Consider the following 14,018-nt stretch of genomic DNA (forward strand, 5'->3'; position numbering starts at 1 on the left):
TCAACCATCGACTTCCACCCAGTTGCGGATCACGTTGGCGACCCGTTTCGGGTCGTTGCTGACAGCGGTGCGCGCCACCTGCAGCTTCTCGTCAAAGTCCAGCAGCGGGGCGTTGGGGTCCTCGGCCGACCGTGGGGCGGCTCGAGGCGCCGACAGCGCGACCGGCACTTCGTCCTCCTCAATCACCGTCGCCACGGCGACCTGCGGCTTGACCGGTCCCATCAGCTGGCGCAGGGCAGGGCGCAACACGGTGAAGATCAGGGCCAGCACGGCCAGGCCGCCCAGCGCGATGCGCAGCAGCTCGCGCAGGCGCGGGTTTTCCCATGCGGGCGGACCGCCCGGTTCGTCGATCGTCTCGCGCGCAAACGGTGCATTGACCACGGTGACCATGTCGCCGCGCTGCGCGTCGAAGCCCACCGCCTGCTGCACGAGCGACTGGATGCGCTCCAGCTCGACCGCGGTGAGTTCGCGGCTGACGATCTTGCCGTCGGCCGACGGCGCGCCCGGGACGTTGTCCACCAGGACCGCCGCGGTCACCCGGGTGATCCGGCCGGGCGCCTGGCGGGTGTGCGTCAGGGTGCGGTCGATTTCGTAGTTGCGTACCGCCGTGCGCGCGCCGTTGCTGGACGGTGGCGGTGCCGCTGCCGCCGCCGCCGCGGGACCGGGTGCCCCGGCAGCGGGAGCGGCCGCGACGGGATCGGGCGTATTGCTTGCGCTGCCGGGCACCCCTTGCGGCGGCTGGGCTGCGCCAAGGTCCCCGGACTCGGAGATCTGCTCGCTGCGCACGATGGCCGCCTCGGGACCGTAGACCTCGCGGGCCTGCTCGGTCTGGGCGAAGTCCATGTCGACGCTTACCTGGGCGCTGACCCGACCCGGACCGGTCATCGGCGCGAGCAGCTCCTGGATGCGCTGCACGTAGAGCGCTTCCTGGCGTTGCTGCTGTTCAAAGCGCTTCGCACCGATCGCCGAATCGCTGTCCGGATCGGATTGCGAGAGCATGCGGCCGAACTGGTCGACGACGGTGATGCTCTCCAGCGGCAGCTGCGGAATGCTGTTGGACACCAGGTGCACGATCGCGCTGACCTGGCCGGCCTCCAGCACGCTGCCATTGCGCAGATGCAGGACGACGGAGGCACTGGCCGGTTCCTTCTGGCGGGTGAACGCGCTCGGCTTCGGGATCGCCAAGTGGACTCGCGCTTCCAGCACCGGGCGCAGGTTGGCGATGGTGCGGGCCAGCTCGGTCTCCAGCGCGTGCTGGTAGCGCGCGTTCTCGACGAACTGGCTCGTGCCGAAACCCTGGTCGCCCTGCAACGACTCGAAGCCGCCGCCGCTGTTGGCCGGCAGTCCCGCCGACGCCAGCGCCAGTTTCGCCTGGCCGCTCTGGTCGGTCGGCACGGCGAGCGCACCGCTGGCCGGGTCGATGCGGAACGGGATGCGCGCGCTGCGCAGCAGGTCGGATGCCTCGCTGGTGGACTTGGCGTCCAGGCCGGCGAACACCGGCACGTAGTCCGGTCGCTGGGTCCAGAAGAACAGCCACAGGCCGATCGCGATCGCCACGGCGACGAGCGCGAAGGTGCCCATCTGGCGGACCACCGGAATGTCCTGCAGCGGACCGATGTCGCGCAGGCCGGCCAAGGGATTCTTCGGCAAGGGAATGACGCTCATTGGCGCGTGCTCGGGAAGTGGCTCATATCGGCATGTTCATCACGTCCTGGTACGCCTGGACCATGCGGTTGCGGACCTCCACAGTGGCGCGGAACGCCACCGAGGACTGCTGCATCGCCACCATGACCCGCGCCAGGTCGGCACGTGGATCGCCCATTTCAAAGGCCTGCTGCAACTGGCCTGCCTGGTTCTGGGCGCGACTGACGTTGTCGATCGCGTTGTTCAGGGTTTCAGAGAATCCGGGTCCCTTCAGTCCCTCGGACGCGCCGATGCCGCCGGGGCTGATCGCGCCCGGGTTGATGGCATTGCTGGCAGGCGCGTCGCCCATGCGTCCGCCGGCCTGCGACTGGTGCGCGCGGATCTGGGAAAGAATCGAGGAAATCGCATCGCTCATGCGGAACTTCAGGCCGTCTGGTCAATGCGCCTGTCGATGCAAGGGGTGTGCCATACGCGTGCCGGGAACCCGACGCGGCGGGATCCGATCAGCGCTCGATACCGTATTTCCGCAGTTTTTCCACCAGCGTGGTCCGTCGAAGGCCCAGCAGGGGCGCCGCGTGCGCGACAACGCCGTCGGCCTGCTCCAGTGCGGCGCGGATCAGTTCCAGCTCGACATCGGCGATGTGCGAGCGCAGGTCCATGCCCTCGGCGGGCAGGGTGGCCCGCGGCGACACTGCCGAGGCGGGATGGCTGAGCTCGGCGGCGCCGTCCTCTGCATCGACTGGCGTTGAGAGTGGGGCCGGCTCCTCGGGCAGCTCGGCCAGGCCCGCACGGTAGCGCGCCGGCAGGTCGCTGGCGCGGACGGTTTCGGCCGGATGCAGGACCGCCAGACGCTCCAGCAGGTTGCTCAGCTCGCGCACGTTGCCCGGCCATGCGTACCGGCGCAGCACGTCGACCGCGCCCTCGCTGAGGGTGACCTTGCCGCGGCCGGCTTCCGCCAGCTGGCGGGTGATCGCCGAGATCAGGTCGGGGAGGTCATCACTGCGCTCGCGCAGGGCAGGCATCTCGATGGGGAACACGTTGAGCCGGTAGAACAGGTCCTCGCGGAACTTTCCTTCGGCGATATGCGATTCCAGGTTTCGGTGGGTCGCCGCGATCACACGCACGTCGCACTGGATGGTCTGGTTGCCGCCGACGCGCTCGAACGTCCGTTCCTGCAGGACCCGCAGCAGTTTCACCTGCATCGGCATGCTCATGTCGCCGATCTCGTCCAGCAGCAGGGTGCCACCGTCGGCCATCTCGAAGCGGCCCTTGCGCTGCGTCAGCGCCCCGGTGAACGCGCCTTTCTCATGCCCGAACAGCTCGCTTTCCAGCAGCTCGGCCGGGATGGCGCCGCAGTTCATCGCCACGAAGGGGCGGTCGTGCCGACGCGAGCGCGCGTGCACGGTGCGCGCAGCCACCTCCTTGCCGGTGCCCGATTCGCCCAGGATCAACACCGTGGTGTCGAACGGTGCGACCTGATCGATCATCCGGGTCAGGCGCAGCGTCGCCGGGCTGCGGCCGGTGGGCCCGCTGGTGGAATGCTCGCGCTCCTCGTCCTGGTGGATGCGTTTCAGGCTGGCGCGACGCAGCGCCTCCTGCAGTTGCGCTCGACGGACGGGGTAGTCCAGCGGCCACAGCGTTTCCGGATGCAGCGACGAGCGCCACGGCGCATCATCGCCCGTCCCGCTGAGAACCATCAGCGGCGGATGCAGCGGTTGGGCCGCGATCCACTGCACCAGCGCGGGCCACGCCGGGTCGGTCGACACATCACCCACCACGATCGCCACCCAGTCGCCCGGCCGCGAGCGCTTGATATCGATGTCAGCGGGTTCGGCAAGCCGCGGCGTGAAATCCATGAACTCCAGCAACGTGGCGACGCGCTCGGCACGCTCCATGTTGCTGTCGAGCACGAGGATGCGCGACTCGCTCATGACGACACCCGCAGCGCCGGCTCGATGCCCAGCGTGCCCGCCAGCGTTTCCAGCAGCGGCACCACATCGTGGATGTAGGACAGTTTGCTGACGAAGGCATCCGCACCCGCTCGCTGGGCGTGCTCGCGGTGCTCGGTGTCATCAAAGTGGCTGGCAATCACCACGTAGGGCGGGTTGTCCTGGGCCTTGATCAGGCGGGTGGCCTGCAGTCCGCCCATCTCCGGCATCGCGAGGTCCATCAGGACGGCATCCGGATGGAGCGCCTCGCAGCGGGCAATCGCCTCGATACCGTTGGCGGCCGAACCGATCACGGTCACCCACTGGAGCCGGCGCAGGTGGCGCACCGCGGCATTGATGAAGCCTTCGTGGTCATCGACAAGCAGGACGTTGAGATTGCGCATCTGGGACTACTCCGGGTCAGCCGGCGAAGGGAGTCGGGGCCGGTCGCTGGCGTGAGCGGGCGGGGCCGATAGATAGCTGGTCACGGTATTTGGCTACGGTACGACGGGCAATGCGAACACCCCGTCGTTCCAGAAGCCCGGCGATCGTGTCATCGGCCAATGGCGCATGGGGCGGCTCTGCATCGATCAGGCGCTTGACCATCGCCTTGACGGCGGCGCCCGAGACCGCAGCGCCTTCCAGACGCACCGCGAACAGGCGCTTGAGCTCGAAAGTGCCGCGCGGGGTCTGGATGTATTTGCCCGTGGTGATGCGCGATACGGTGGATTCGTGCATCGCGATCGCGTCGGCGACTTCGCGCAAGGTCAAGGGCGCGATGGCCTCCTCGCCGCGCTCCAGGAAACCGCGCTGCCGCTCCACCAGTACCTGCGCCGTCCGCAACAGCGTCTCGTTGCGCATCGCGACGCCGCGCACCAGCCAGCGGGCTTCATCCAGAAGTCCGCGCAGGACGGACTGGTCGCCCGGCGCGTCTGCCAGGGCGCGTTCGCAGTGCGCGGCAACCCGTACGCGCGGGGCGGCGCGTCCGTTCAGGGCCACGCGCCAGTCGCCACCGATGAACCGCACCACCACGTCGGGAATGATGTAACCCCCAGTGTCATCGGCAGGTTCCTCGACGGCGCTCGGGCTCAGCGCTCGAATGAGGCCGATCGCGCGCTCGACCGTCGCCACATCGGCGCGCAACGTCTTTGCCAGCGCGCCGACCTCATTGGCCGCCAACAGGGCGATATGCCCGTCCAGGATGCGCTCGGCCAGCTGGAAGGTAGCGACCTCATCGGTGTCCGTGATCCGCAAGTGCGAGCGATGCGCGCGCAGCTGCGCACGAAGGCATTCCGACGCGTCCGCCGCGGCCATGCCCGGCCAGGGACCGTGCAGCAGGCGCAGACGGCTGAGGCGCATCTCCGCCTTGCTCACCGCCAAGGCACGGGCGCCTTGCGTAATCAGCTCGCGCACGGGCTGCTCCAGATAGCCGCGGTCATCGCAGTGATCCAGCCACCACTGGGCCAGCGGCAGTTCATCCGGACCCCACTCGAGCGCGAGCTCCTGCAACAGCCGGACGCGGGGGTCCGACGAACTGCCATCGGCGATGCGGGCGATGCCGTCGTCGTCGGCGCCGCTCCCGCCGGGGGGGTTGGTGGAGCCGTGCATCGGCTCGGGAAGTTCGTCCCAGGCGGCGGCTTCCAGCGCTGCGTCGTCGCTCTGGCACTCGCCCGCGTCGATATCGGTCTCGCCGGCTTCGTCGCCCTCGTCCTGCTCCAGCATCGGGTTCAGCGCCAAGGCCTGCAGCAGTTCCTGTTCCAGCTGCGGCGACGTCAGCTGCAGCAGCCGGATGGACTGCAACAGTTGCGGCGTGAGATTGATGGATTGCGCGAGTTGCGCGCGAGCAGCTTGTTTCACGACTTTCCCCCGAAATCCGTCATGTGCCGTGCCATGTCCGGTTTCCGGCGTGTCACGTGGTACGGATCATGCATGAAGGAGTCTACCGGATCCGTGACCCAGGTCATTTCACCTGCACGGATGCGGTCCGTGAACGGGGGCCGCATTCAAATGACGGGATTCCGGCGCTGGCATTAACCGGTCGCGCCAGAACCCCAGGGTGTGGGCACCTGGATCGGCGAGGACGCGGTTTGCGGCATCAACGCGCGCGACGCGACTCCGCAATTGCGCGGCGATGGACGCGGAACAGGTGGCGCTCCAGCGACGCCGTCAGCGCCGGCGGCAGCGACAGGAAGCGCAGCCACAGGTGATGGCCGTGCGCGTCAGCCACGCTGGCCAGCACGCTGGCGGGCAGCTGGAGGGTTTCCGGAAGCCAGTCGCAGGGCTGCACCCGGAACATCCCCTGCGTGCCCGGTGACGATGCGGCGGCTGCGCCACCGCCACCGCCGACTGCCAGGCAGACGCCCAGCGCCGACCAGCGGAATTCGCGTGCCGGGTCGCCGGTCTCCTGGTTGTTGACCAGCGTCGCCATCAGCGCGGTCAGCAGATCGAGCTTGGCTTCCACCCTCTGCATGGCCGAGTCCTGCGGGCTGCGCTCCTCACCGTCCTCGTTGCGGCTGTCCTCGACCACCGCGATCGCCCGCAGGAGTGCGTCGCTGCGCAGGCAGGCCACGCGCTGGGCATTCGCGTCCGGTTCGCCGGGCAGGAAGGTCGCCGGGCGGATTTCCTCGCATGCCAGCGTGTCACCAAAGACCAGCGCGCGGGCGTTGTCGGCGTTCATCGTGTCTCCCGGTACGCCCGGACGCTGTCGTGGTTGGATTTCAAGCGCTGCAGGGCTTCGGCAGCCTGGGAACGGGCAAACTTGAGATGCGCCAGAAGGGCGTTCTGCTCGGCGAGCAGCCCCAGCCAGGCGGAATGGTCAGCCGTGGAGGGGGCAGCCAGCGCCGCGCGTACATCCCGCTCGTGGTGCGCGATCAGCTCCATCGCAACGTCCAGTTGGTCTGCTTCCATCGCCTTCCGGATGGCAGCGGTTGGGAGCATTGGAGTGCTCATTCCGGTCACGGGCGGACAGCCGGCTGCCCTTGGTGTGTTCCGGGCGCAATGGCGCACCACGCCGATTCGATGTCGCCCAACAGGCCGTCGATCTCCTCCAGCGGTGCGCGATCGTTGTCGATGTTGGCTTCCAGCAGGCGACGTTGTGCGTAGTCGTACAACGCCTGCAGGCCGTCGGCGATCTCGCCGCCCGCCGCCATGTCCAGTGCACCGTTGAGACCGCCGATGATCGCGCTGGCTTCGCTGATCGCCTGCGATTTGCGCGGCAGGTCGTCGCGTTCCAGGCATGCGATGGCGAGCCTGGCGCGCTCACGGGCTCCCGCGAGCATCAGCGAAATCAGCTGGTGCGGACTGGCGTCCAGCACCGCGCTGTTGACGCTGGTCTGGCGGTACTGGTTGGCGTAACTGCGGGCGCTGTGCATGGCGGTCTCAGGATTGTTTGAGCTGAGTGATCTGGCTCAGTTGTTGGGTGAGGAAGCTGCTGGTGCTCTGCATCTGCGACACCATCATGTCCAGGGCGGTGAACTGGCGGGTGTAGCGGGCTTCGACATCGCTGATGCGGCGGTCAAAACTCTCGCGTTCGGTTTTGAGCGATTTCAATCGCGAGTTGAGCGCATCGGTGCGGCCTTTGATCATGCCGTCGTCGCCCAGCAAGGACTTGAGCGCGGCGGCCATCGGCTTCTGCAGTGAGCCCTCGTCACCGAGCAGGCGTTGCACGGCCTCCGGGTCGGCGGCGATGGCGGTGTCGAACTTGCTGCCATCCAGGCTCAGTGAGCCGTCCACGCCGGTTTTCAGGCCGAGCTCCGCCAGTTGTGCGTAGTTGGCGCTGATCGCGCCGCGCAGGCTCTGGGTGATGGAGCGGGGCGCCGAGTCGCCGCTCAAAGGCGCGCCCGAGCTGCTCTCCCCGCCCGACGCGCTCTGGGTGCGCAGGGCGCTCAGCGCGGTGTTGTAGGCGCTGATGAAGCTCAGCATGCTCGCCTTCAGCGGGCTTGCATCGGAGGTGAGCGCCAGCGGGAAGTTCTCGCCCGGTTTTGCTTTGGTGAGATCGATGGTGATGCCGTCGATCGCCTCGTCCAGGCGGTTGCTGCTGCTGGTGCGGGTAATACCGTCAATCAGGACGCGCGCATCGTTGCCGGCATCGGCGACGGTCATCGTGCCGCCACTGGAGGCCAGGGCGTCCAAGCCGCCATCGCCGCCGCTCGTGCCGATCTGCATCCGGCCGTCGGTGCCGGTTTTGGTCGATGCCAGCACCAGCACGTCGCCGCTGTCGCCGCGCACCAGGGTTGCGGTGACGTCCTTGCCGCCGGCCTTGGCGTTGATGGCGTCACGGATTTCCGCCAGTGAACCCTTGCCTTCGGCAATTTCCACCTCGATCGCCTCGCCGTCGCCGACGGTGATCGACAGGCTGCCGTGGCCCAGCTGGGCGTCTTTGCCCGCTGCGTCTTTCGCGAGTGCCGCGGACTGCAGCTTGTGGGTGGTCGCCAGGCTTTCCACCGAGATCTGGTAGCTGCCCAAGGCGGCCTTGGTGCTGGCCGTTGCGGTGAAGCCCGCGTCCGCGCCGACCGCGACCTTGCGGCCGAGCGACGCGCCGGTGCCTTCAAACTTGGCCAGCGTGCCCTGCAAGCCCGACAGGCCGCTGGTCAATTTACCGAACGCGGAGATCTGCGCGGTGGCGACGCTTTCAATCCGGTTGAAACGCGCATCGCCGGGCGCGCGCTCGGCCGCGACCAGCTGCGGAATCAGGCCGCTGAGGCCGGAGGAAAAACCGGGATTGGAAATGGTTGCCACGTTTCTCTCCTTGGAGCGATCTGGCCGGCGAGTCCGGTTGATCCAACGGCATCAAGCAAGAAGTGTTCCGGTGGATTGCCGGCGCGTCCTGCGCGCTGTCCCTGCCATGTTGATAACGGCACCGTGTGGGCAAGCTTTAGCGTACTTGCGCATCGGCACAGTCGAGTTCCCTGCGCGCCTCTCGCCGGGGCGCAAAACAAAAAAAACCGGCCAATGGCGCGAGCCACTGACCGGTCGGGTGCTCCCAGGGGAGGAGCGATTAACGCAGCAGGCTGAGCACGTTCTGCGGCACCTGGTTGGCCTGGGCCAGCATCGCGGTACCGGCCTGGGCCAGGATCTGGCTGCGGCTCAGGTTGGCGGTTTCCTTGGCGTAGTCGGCGTCGACAATGCGGCTACGCGACGCGGACAGGTTCTCCGAGTTGGTCTGCAGGTTGGTCACCACGGAGGAGAAGCGGTTCTGGATCGCACCCAGGTCGGCGCGCGAGGCGTTGACCGATTCCAGCGCAGCATCCATCGCGCGGATCATCTTGTCGGCACCTTCCGTGGTCAGAACGGTTTCGGTTGCGAAACCGGTCTTCTCGGTCGTGGTGCCGACTGTCAAACCTGTTGCGGTCTTGGTGGCGGCTTCGTTGGCGGTGGCGCCTCCAATTACAACACCTTCCTTGCCGCCTTCGAGGGTGATTACGCCGGTGACCGCATCGGCAGTAGCCTTGACACCGGTCTCAGCGGTTTTAGCGTTGATCGCAAGAGCCACAGCGGCACCCTGTGCTGGGACATCCGAACCAGCCGTGACCGCCCCGATATCGACACCGTTGATGGTGAGGTCACCTGCAGCCAAGGCCCCGGCAGTTGGAGCCACACCTACGACGGCTTCGGGAGAGTGCCAGGTGCCCAGCGTCGCGGTGTTGGCATCCGCCATCCCGCTTACGGTGATGGTCTGACCCTGGTTGGCACCGATCTGGAACACTGCATCGCCGAAGGTGCCGTCAAGCAAGGCCTTGCCGTTGAAGTCGGTGTGTTCGGCGACGCGCTGGATCTCGGCCTTCAACTGGGTGACTTCGGCATCGAGCGCCTTGCGGTCGGAGTCGGAGTTGGTGGCGTTGCGCGACTGCACGGCCAGCTCACGGATGCGCTGCAGGTTGTTGCCGATCTCGCCCAGCGCGCCTTCGGCGGTCTGCGCCAGGGAGATGCCGTCGTTGGCGTTGCGGGCGGCCTGGTCCATGCCGCGGATCTGGGTGGTGAAGCGCTCCGAAATCGCGAGGCCGGCGGCGTCGTCCTTGGCGCTGTTGATGCGCAGGCCCGAGGACAGGCGCTGGATCGTCGTGCCGAGGTCGGCGCTGTTGGTGTTGAGGTTGCGCTGGGCGTTCAGCGACATCACGTTGGTATTGATGACAGACATTGTTCTGGTCTCCTGAAAGGGATGCCGGCGGTGCGCCGGTTAGCTCGCAGGGGCGTCCCGTTTGGGTGTTGTCCGCTGCTGAGAAAGGTAACGGCATGCGCCGGAGAAGCTTTAGGAAAAAACTTGCAATTCAGCCGATTTTGTTGAACAGCGACAGGCCCTGGATACGGAGCGTCACTTGCTGCGCCGCTTCTAACGCGGTGAGCTGCATCGTGAACTTCGACGCAGCCTCGGCGTAGTTGACGTCGCGCAGTCCAGACAGCGTCGTCTCCAGTGAGAGGCCGGTGGCGAGACGGCTTTCCGCGGCAGCATCCAGCGCGGACAGGCGTGCGCCGGTGCTTGCGCGTGCGGCGATCAGGTGCTCCTGGGCAACGGTCAAGTCGCCCAGCCCGGCATTGAGTGCGTTGGTGCGGCGGGTCAGGTCGGCGGGGGTAGTCCCCGGCGCATCGAGTGCGTCGGCGAGTGATTTCAGCGTGGAAAAGATGTCGGCCTCGGGTGCCCCGGTAACGCTGAAGCTATCGCCGATCTCGGGGTCGCCATCGAGTTTCATCTGCACGCCGCCGGCGCTGATGGTCTGGCCTTTCTCCCAGCTCCCGGTGGCGACTTCGGCGCCGCTGCCGTCGAGCACGCGGTAGCTGTCGTCGGCGGTGAACTCCACCGTGACGCCCGCACCGTTCCATGCGCTGTGATTTGTGACGCTGGCCGATTGCAGCATGCCGCTGCCGGTGTTGGCCGTGCCGGCACTGCCACGGACCATCCCGTCGCCGGTCGGCATGCGCATGAACAAGGCACTGCCGGGGTCGGCGTCGGCAAGATTCAGGCCCGGGGCCACCACCACGCTGTTCTGGCCGTCGTTGCCGGAGTACACAACGGTGCCGCCGTTGTCGGCGAACGGCACGACGCCGTCGCGGGTGCCAGCGAACAGCGCGCGTCCGGAGCCGTCGTTGCTGTTGGCGATCGAGATCATTTCCGCGCGTAGGTGGCGCAGTTCGGTCGCGATGGTCTTGCGGTCATCGGCCGACAGCGTCGGGGTATTGGCCTGCACGATGAGGTCGCGGGCGCGGCCGACACGGTCGTTCGCGCTGGTGAGCGCGTGCTCCTGCAGATTCAGCCTGCGATCCACGTGGCCGGCGCTGGTCTTGTAGCTGTCCAGCGCGGCGAGGGCGTGATCCAGCCCCTGCGCGGTGGACGCCGCCGCGGGATCCTGGCCGGCATGCGAGTACAAGCGGCCCGTGGTCATCTGCTCGTGCGTGCGGACCATCTCCGACTGGCGTTGGAGCATGCTCTGCAGGCCTTGCGCGTACATGCCGGCGGTGGAGATTCTCATCGTGTCGACCTCATGGATGCGGCGTCGGCCATATCAGCGGCGAACCGCGCTGAGCAGGGACTGGAACATGCTGTCGGCGGTGGCGATGACCTGGGCGGCGGCCTGATAGGCCTGCTGGTAACGCAGCAGATCGGTGGCCTCCTCGTCGAGGTTCACGCCGGACACTGACTCGCGCTCGGCAATGACCTGCCCATGGATCGCGGCCTGCGCTTCCAGGTTCAACGCCGCATGGCGGGCCTCGCCGCCGGTCTTGCCGGTCAGTTGGCTCAGCCCGTTGGTGAGGCTGAGGGTGCCGCCGTTGAGGAGGTCCTGTTTGTCGGTCGCTGCCAGCCCGAGTGCGTTGGCGTTGTCTGACGAGCGCGGTGGGGTGCGCGCCAGGGTGAACTGGTCGCCGGCGGCGGGTGTGCCATCGAGCTTCAGCGACCAGCCGTTGCCCGCGATCGGCGTGCCGGCGGTGTAGGCGAACGGGCCGGCGCCGTCGATGGTGTACTGGCCGGCGTCGATGAACTCGATCGACGCTCCGGCGAAACCTGCGAACGCGGCCGCATCGATGATCTTGCTGGTACCGGCCTTGGCGCTGCCGACGTTGCTGCTGTCGGCGCTGACCTCCAGCGGCGCGGCGGCGGCGATGCCGGACGGATCGGTCAGTGCGACCTTGAGGCCGCCGGCGGCGCCCGAGGTGGGACGCAGCGAGAAGCGGTCACCGTTGGCCGGCGTGCCGCCCATTACCAGTTCCACTCCGCCCACCTTGAGCGGATCGGCGGCAGTGCCGCTGCCGGTGATCGCGACCGCTTCGCCGGTGTCGGCGCGGGTCGCGGCCCAGTTGCCGCCTTCAAAACGCAGCGTCAGGTCGTGGCCCTTCAGCGCGCCGACGTCGCCAACGCTGGCATCGAAGGTCGCGGTGCCGGTGTTGCCGCTGTGGCGATCGATCCGCGGTGACGGGATGGAGAAGAAGTCCGCGCCGGGTGCGCCCTTGTAGTCGACGCCGGCGCGCTGGGTGGCGTTGAACGCTTCGGCGAAGGTGGTCGCCAGCCGGCCCAGCTCGGCGCGCGCGGGATCGAGCACGCGACTGCGGAACTCCAGCAGGCCGCCGACTTCCCCGGACACGGTGGACGCCGACAGCGGTACCGAGCCGCCGTTGCTGGTTTGCAGCGAGAGCTGCAGACGATCCGCGTTGTAGGGATCCGCAACCGTTCCCAGCGCCATCGTGCGTGCGCCGAGGACCAGCGGCTGCCCGCCGGTGGTGAACACGTTGAGCGAACCGTCGTCCTGGGCGACGGTGTGCGCGCCGACCAGGTTGGCAAGCTGGTCAATGCGCAGCGCGCGCTGGTCGACGAGGTCCGGGGAGTTGCTGCTGCCGGCGGTCGAGATGTCGCGGTTGAGCAGGGCGATTTCGCTGGCCAGCTGGTTGGCCGTCGCGACCTGGGCCTTGATGCGCTGGTTGACTTCGGTTTCCTGGGTCGCCATCTGGCTGTCCAGGCTGCTCCAGCGCGTGGACAGTTGATTGCCCGCCGCAAGCAGCGCGTTGCGGGCGGAGGCGGAAGTCGGTTCCGCGCTGAGCCCTTCCGCGGCGGTGAAGAACGCCGACCAGGGCGCCGCCAGACCGCTGGCGGGATCGGACACCAGTTTGTCCAGGCGGGTGGCCATCGAGGACAGCTGGCCGAGTCGGCCGATCTCCGCACTGCTGTCGGTCTGGCGGCCGAATACCAGTCCGTCCGCCAGCCGCTGCAGTCCGGCGACGTCCACACCGGCGCCGATGTAGCCGGCGGTCGTGCTCTGTCCCGGTCGGGCTGCCAGGTCCACGCGCTGGCGGCTGTAGCCGGGCGTGGAGGCGTTGGCGACGTTGTGGCCGACGGTGTTCAGCGCGCGCTGGAATGCCAGCAGTGCCGAGCTTCCGGTGGAGAGCAGTCCGCTCATGGTCAGCCTCGCGGCGTGGTGCGCGGGAGCGCGGCGTACGCGCGCTCATCCGCGGGTTCCAGGGCGCCAAGTGCGCGCTGGAGCGTGGGGCCGTTCGCGATCGCCGAGATTTTGGCGGCGTAGGACGGATCGGTGGCGTAGCCGGCTTTTTGCAGCGCCGACGCGAAGCGCACAGGATCCTCGCCTGCGGCGATCGCGCCGGAGTAGCGCTCATTGCGCATCAGCTTTGCGTAGTCCGCGAAGCTCTGCTGAACCGAGTCGTAGGCGCGGAAATGGGCGCGCTGGTTCTGGCGTTTGCCGTCGACGAATTCGTGGGTTGCCGACTCCACACGCGCGCCGCGCCAACTGCCGGTTGATTTGATGCCGAACAGGTTGTGCGACTTGTCGCCACCCACCAGCCGCCGGCCCCAGCCGGTTTCCAGCGCGGCCTGGGCGACCAGCGCCTTGGCCGAGACGCCCAGCTCGCGCGCGGTTTCCTTGGCCTGCGGCCAGATGGACCGGACGAAGGCTTCCGGGCTGCTGCAATCGAGCTTGGCGCCGGGATTGGTGCCCACTTCCGCGACCTCCGGCGTTTCCGGCACAGGGAGCGGCTGCGGCGCGACGGCGGGCAGTGACACGCCGGAGCGACTGGGCGCGAGTCCCAGGGCGCCAACACCCGCGCCGCTTGCATCCAGCGCCATCGGCAGTGGCAGGTTCTGCATCAGGGCGATCGGCCCCGGCCGCATGACCGTGCCGATGGACCGGTCCAGGTCCATGGCCACATTGGTTGCAGGGGATGCCGCCGGCAGGCTGCGCGACAGCTGCTGCTCGATCATCGGTGCCAGGCCCAGGCCGCGCCCCTTGGTCATCTCCTTGGCGAGCTGCTGGTCGTACATGTCGCGGTACATCGTGTTGTCGCCCAACAAGGGGTCGCCCAGGCTGGCGCTGCGCATCGACTTCAGCATCATCTGGGCGAACTGCGATTCCAGCTCACGCGCAGCCGTCTGCAACCGTTCGCGCGAGGCGTCGGCGGGCTGCAGGGAGAGGGCGGTGGCGGAAGGCAGGCGCATGCGGAGGTCAGTGCAAT

The 14,018-nt window shown here is 67.8% G+C and carries 13 protein-coding genes; all 13 read right to left on the reverse strand.

Annotated elements, in window-relative coordinates; genetic code table 11:
* The gene (fliF, locus tag INQ40_RS03510) at positions 1 to 1,665 is read right to left on the reverse strand and encodes a flagellar basal-body MS-ring/collar protein FliF (protein WP_194341844.1); all 1,665 of its coding nucleotides are present in this window, start codon (positions 1,663 to 1,665) and stop codon (positions 1 to 3) included.
* A gap of 22 nt (positions 1,666 to 1,687) precedes the next feature.
* Positions 1,688 to 2,059, reverse strand: a complete 372-nt coding sequence (fliE, locus tag INQ40_RS03515; protein WP_194341846.1) for a flagellar hook-basal body complex protein FliE — start codon at positions 2,057 to 2,059, stop codon at positions 1,688 to 1,690.
* 88 nt (positions 2,060 to 2,147) lie between these two features.
* A complete protein-coding gene (locus tag INQ40_RS03520; protein WP_193986253.1) occupies positions 2,148 to 3,575 on the reverse strand; it encodes a sigma-54 dependent transcriptional regulator in 1,428 nt (475 codons plus the stop codon).
* Positions 3,572 to 3,976: a response regulator transcription factor gene (locus tag INQ40_RS03525; protein WP_193986254.1), complete on the reverse strand. Its 405-nt coding sequence runs from the start codon at positions 3,974 to 3,976 to the stop codon at positions 3,572 to 3,574. The genes INQ40_RS03520 and INQ40_RS03525 overlap by 4 nt, the downstream gene beginning before the upstream one ends.
* Positions 3,977 to 3,992: 16 nt before the next feature.
* Complete coding sequence (gene rpoN / locus INQ40_RS03530) at positions 3,993 to 5,429, reverse strand: RNA polymerase factor sigma-54 (protein ID WP_194341848.1); 1,437 nt, start codon at positions 5,427 to 5,429, stop codon at positions 3,993 to 3,995.
* 238 nt (positions 5,430 to 5,667) lie between these two features.
* The gene (locus INQ40_RS03535) at positions 5,668 to 6,249 is read right to left on the reverse strand and encodes a PilZ domain-containing protein (RefSeq protein WP_194341850.1); all 582 of its coding nucleotides are present in this window, start codon (positions 6,247 to 6,249) and stop codon (positions 5,668 to 5,670) included.
* Positions 6,246 to 6,479, reverse strand: a complete 234-nt coding sequence (locus INQ40_RS03540) for a hypothetical protein (protein WP_228482102.1) — start codon at positions 6,477 to 6,479, stop codon at positions 6,246 to 6,248. The genes INQ40_RS03535 and INQ40_RS03540 overlap by 4 nt, the downstream gene beginning before the upstream one ends.
* 47 nt (positions 6,480 to 6,526) lie before the next feature.
* Positions 6,527 to 6,943: a flagellar export chaperone FliS gene (gene fliS, locus INQ40_RS03545; protein WP_193986258.1), complete on the reverse strand. Its 417-nt coding sequence runs from the start codon at positions 6,941 to 6,943 to the stop codon at positions 6,527 to 6,529.
* A gap of 7 nt (positions 6,944 to 6,950) precedes the next feature.
* Positions 6,951 to 8,309, reverse strand: coding sequence for a flagellar filament capping protein FliD (gene fliD, locus INQ40_RS03550; protein ID WP_194341854.1), 1,359 nt, complete (start codon positions 8,307 to 8,309; stop codon positions 6,951 to 6,953).
* Between the two features lie 259 nt (positions 8,310 to 8,568).
* Positions 8,569 to 9,708 carry a flagellin gene (locus tag INQ40_RS03555; RefSeq protein ID WP_194341857.1) on the reverse strand — a complete coding sequence of 380 codons (1,140 nt, stop codon included), beginning with the start codon at positions 9,706 to 9,708 and terminating at the stop codon, positions 8,569 to 8,571.
* Positions 9,709 to 9,838: 130 nt separating this feature from the next.
* A complete protein-coding gene (gene flgL / locus INQ40_RS03560) occupies positions 9,839 to 11,035 on the reverse strand; it encodes a flagellar hook-associated protein FlgL (protein WP_194341859.1) in 1,197 nt (398 codons plus the stop codon).
* Between the two features lie 33 nt (positions 11,036 to 11,068).
* Entirely contained in the window at positions 11,069 to 12,952 is a 1,884-nt protein-coding gene (flgK, locus tag INQ40_RS03565) for a flagellar hook-associated protein FlgK (protein ID WP_194341861.1), read from the reverse strand.
* 2 nt (positions 12,953 to 12,954) lie between these two features.
* Positions 12,955 to 14,001 (reverse strand): flagellar assembly peptidoglycan hydrolase FlgJ, encoded by a 1,047-nt coding sequence (flgJ, locus tag INQ40_RS03570; protein ID WP_194341863.1) that lies wholly within the window; start codon positions 13,999 to 14,001, stop codon positions 12,955 to 12,957.
* Positions 14,002 to 14,018: the final 17 nt, after the last annotated feature.

It is taken from the genome of Lysobacter sp. H21R4 (genome assembly GCF_015277535.1).
Taxonomy (GTDB): domain Bacteria; phylum Pseudomonadota; class Gammaproteobacteria; order Xanthomonadales; family Xanthomonadaceae; genus Novilysobacter; species Novilysobacter ciconiae.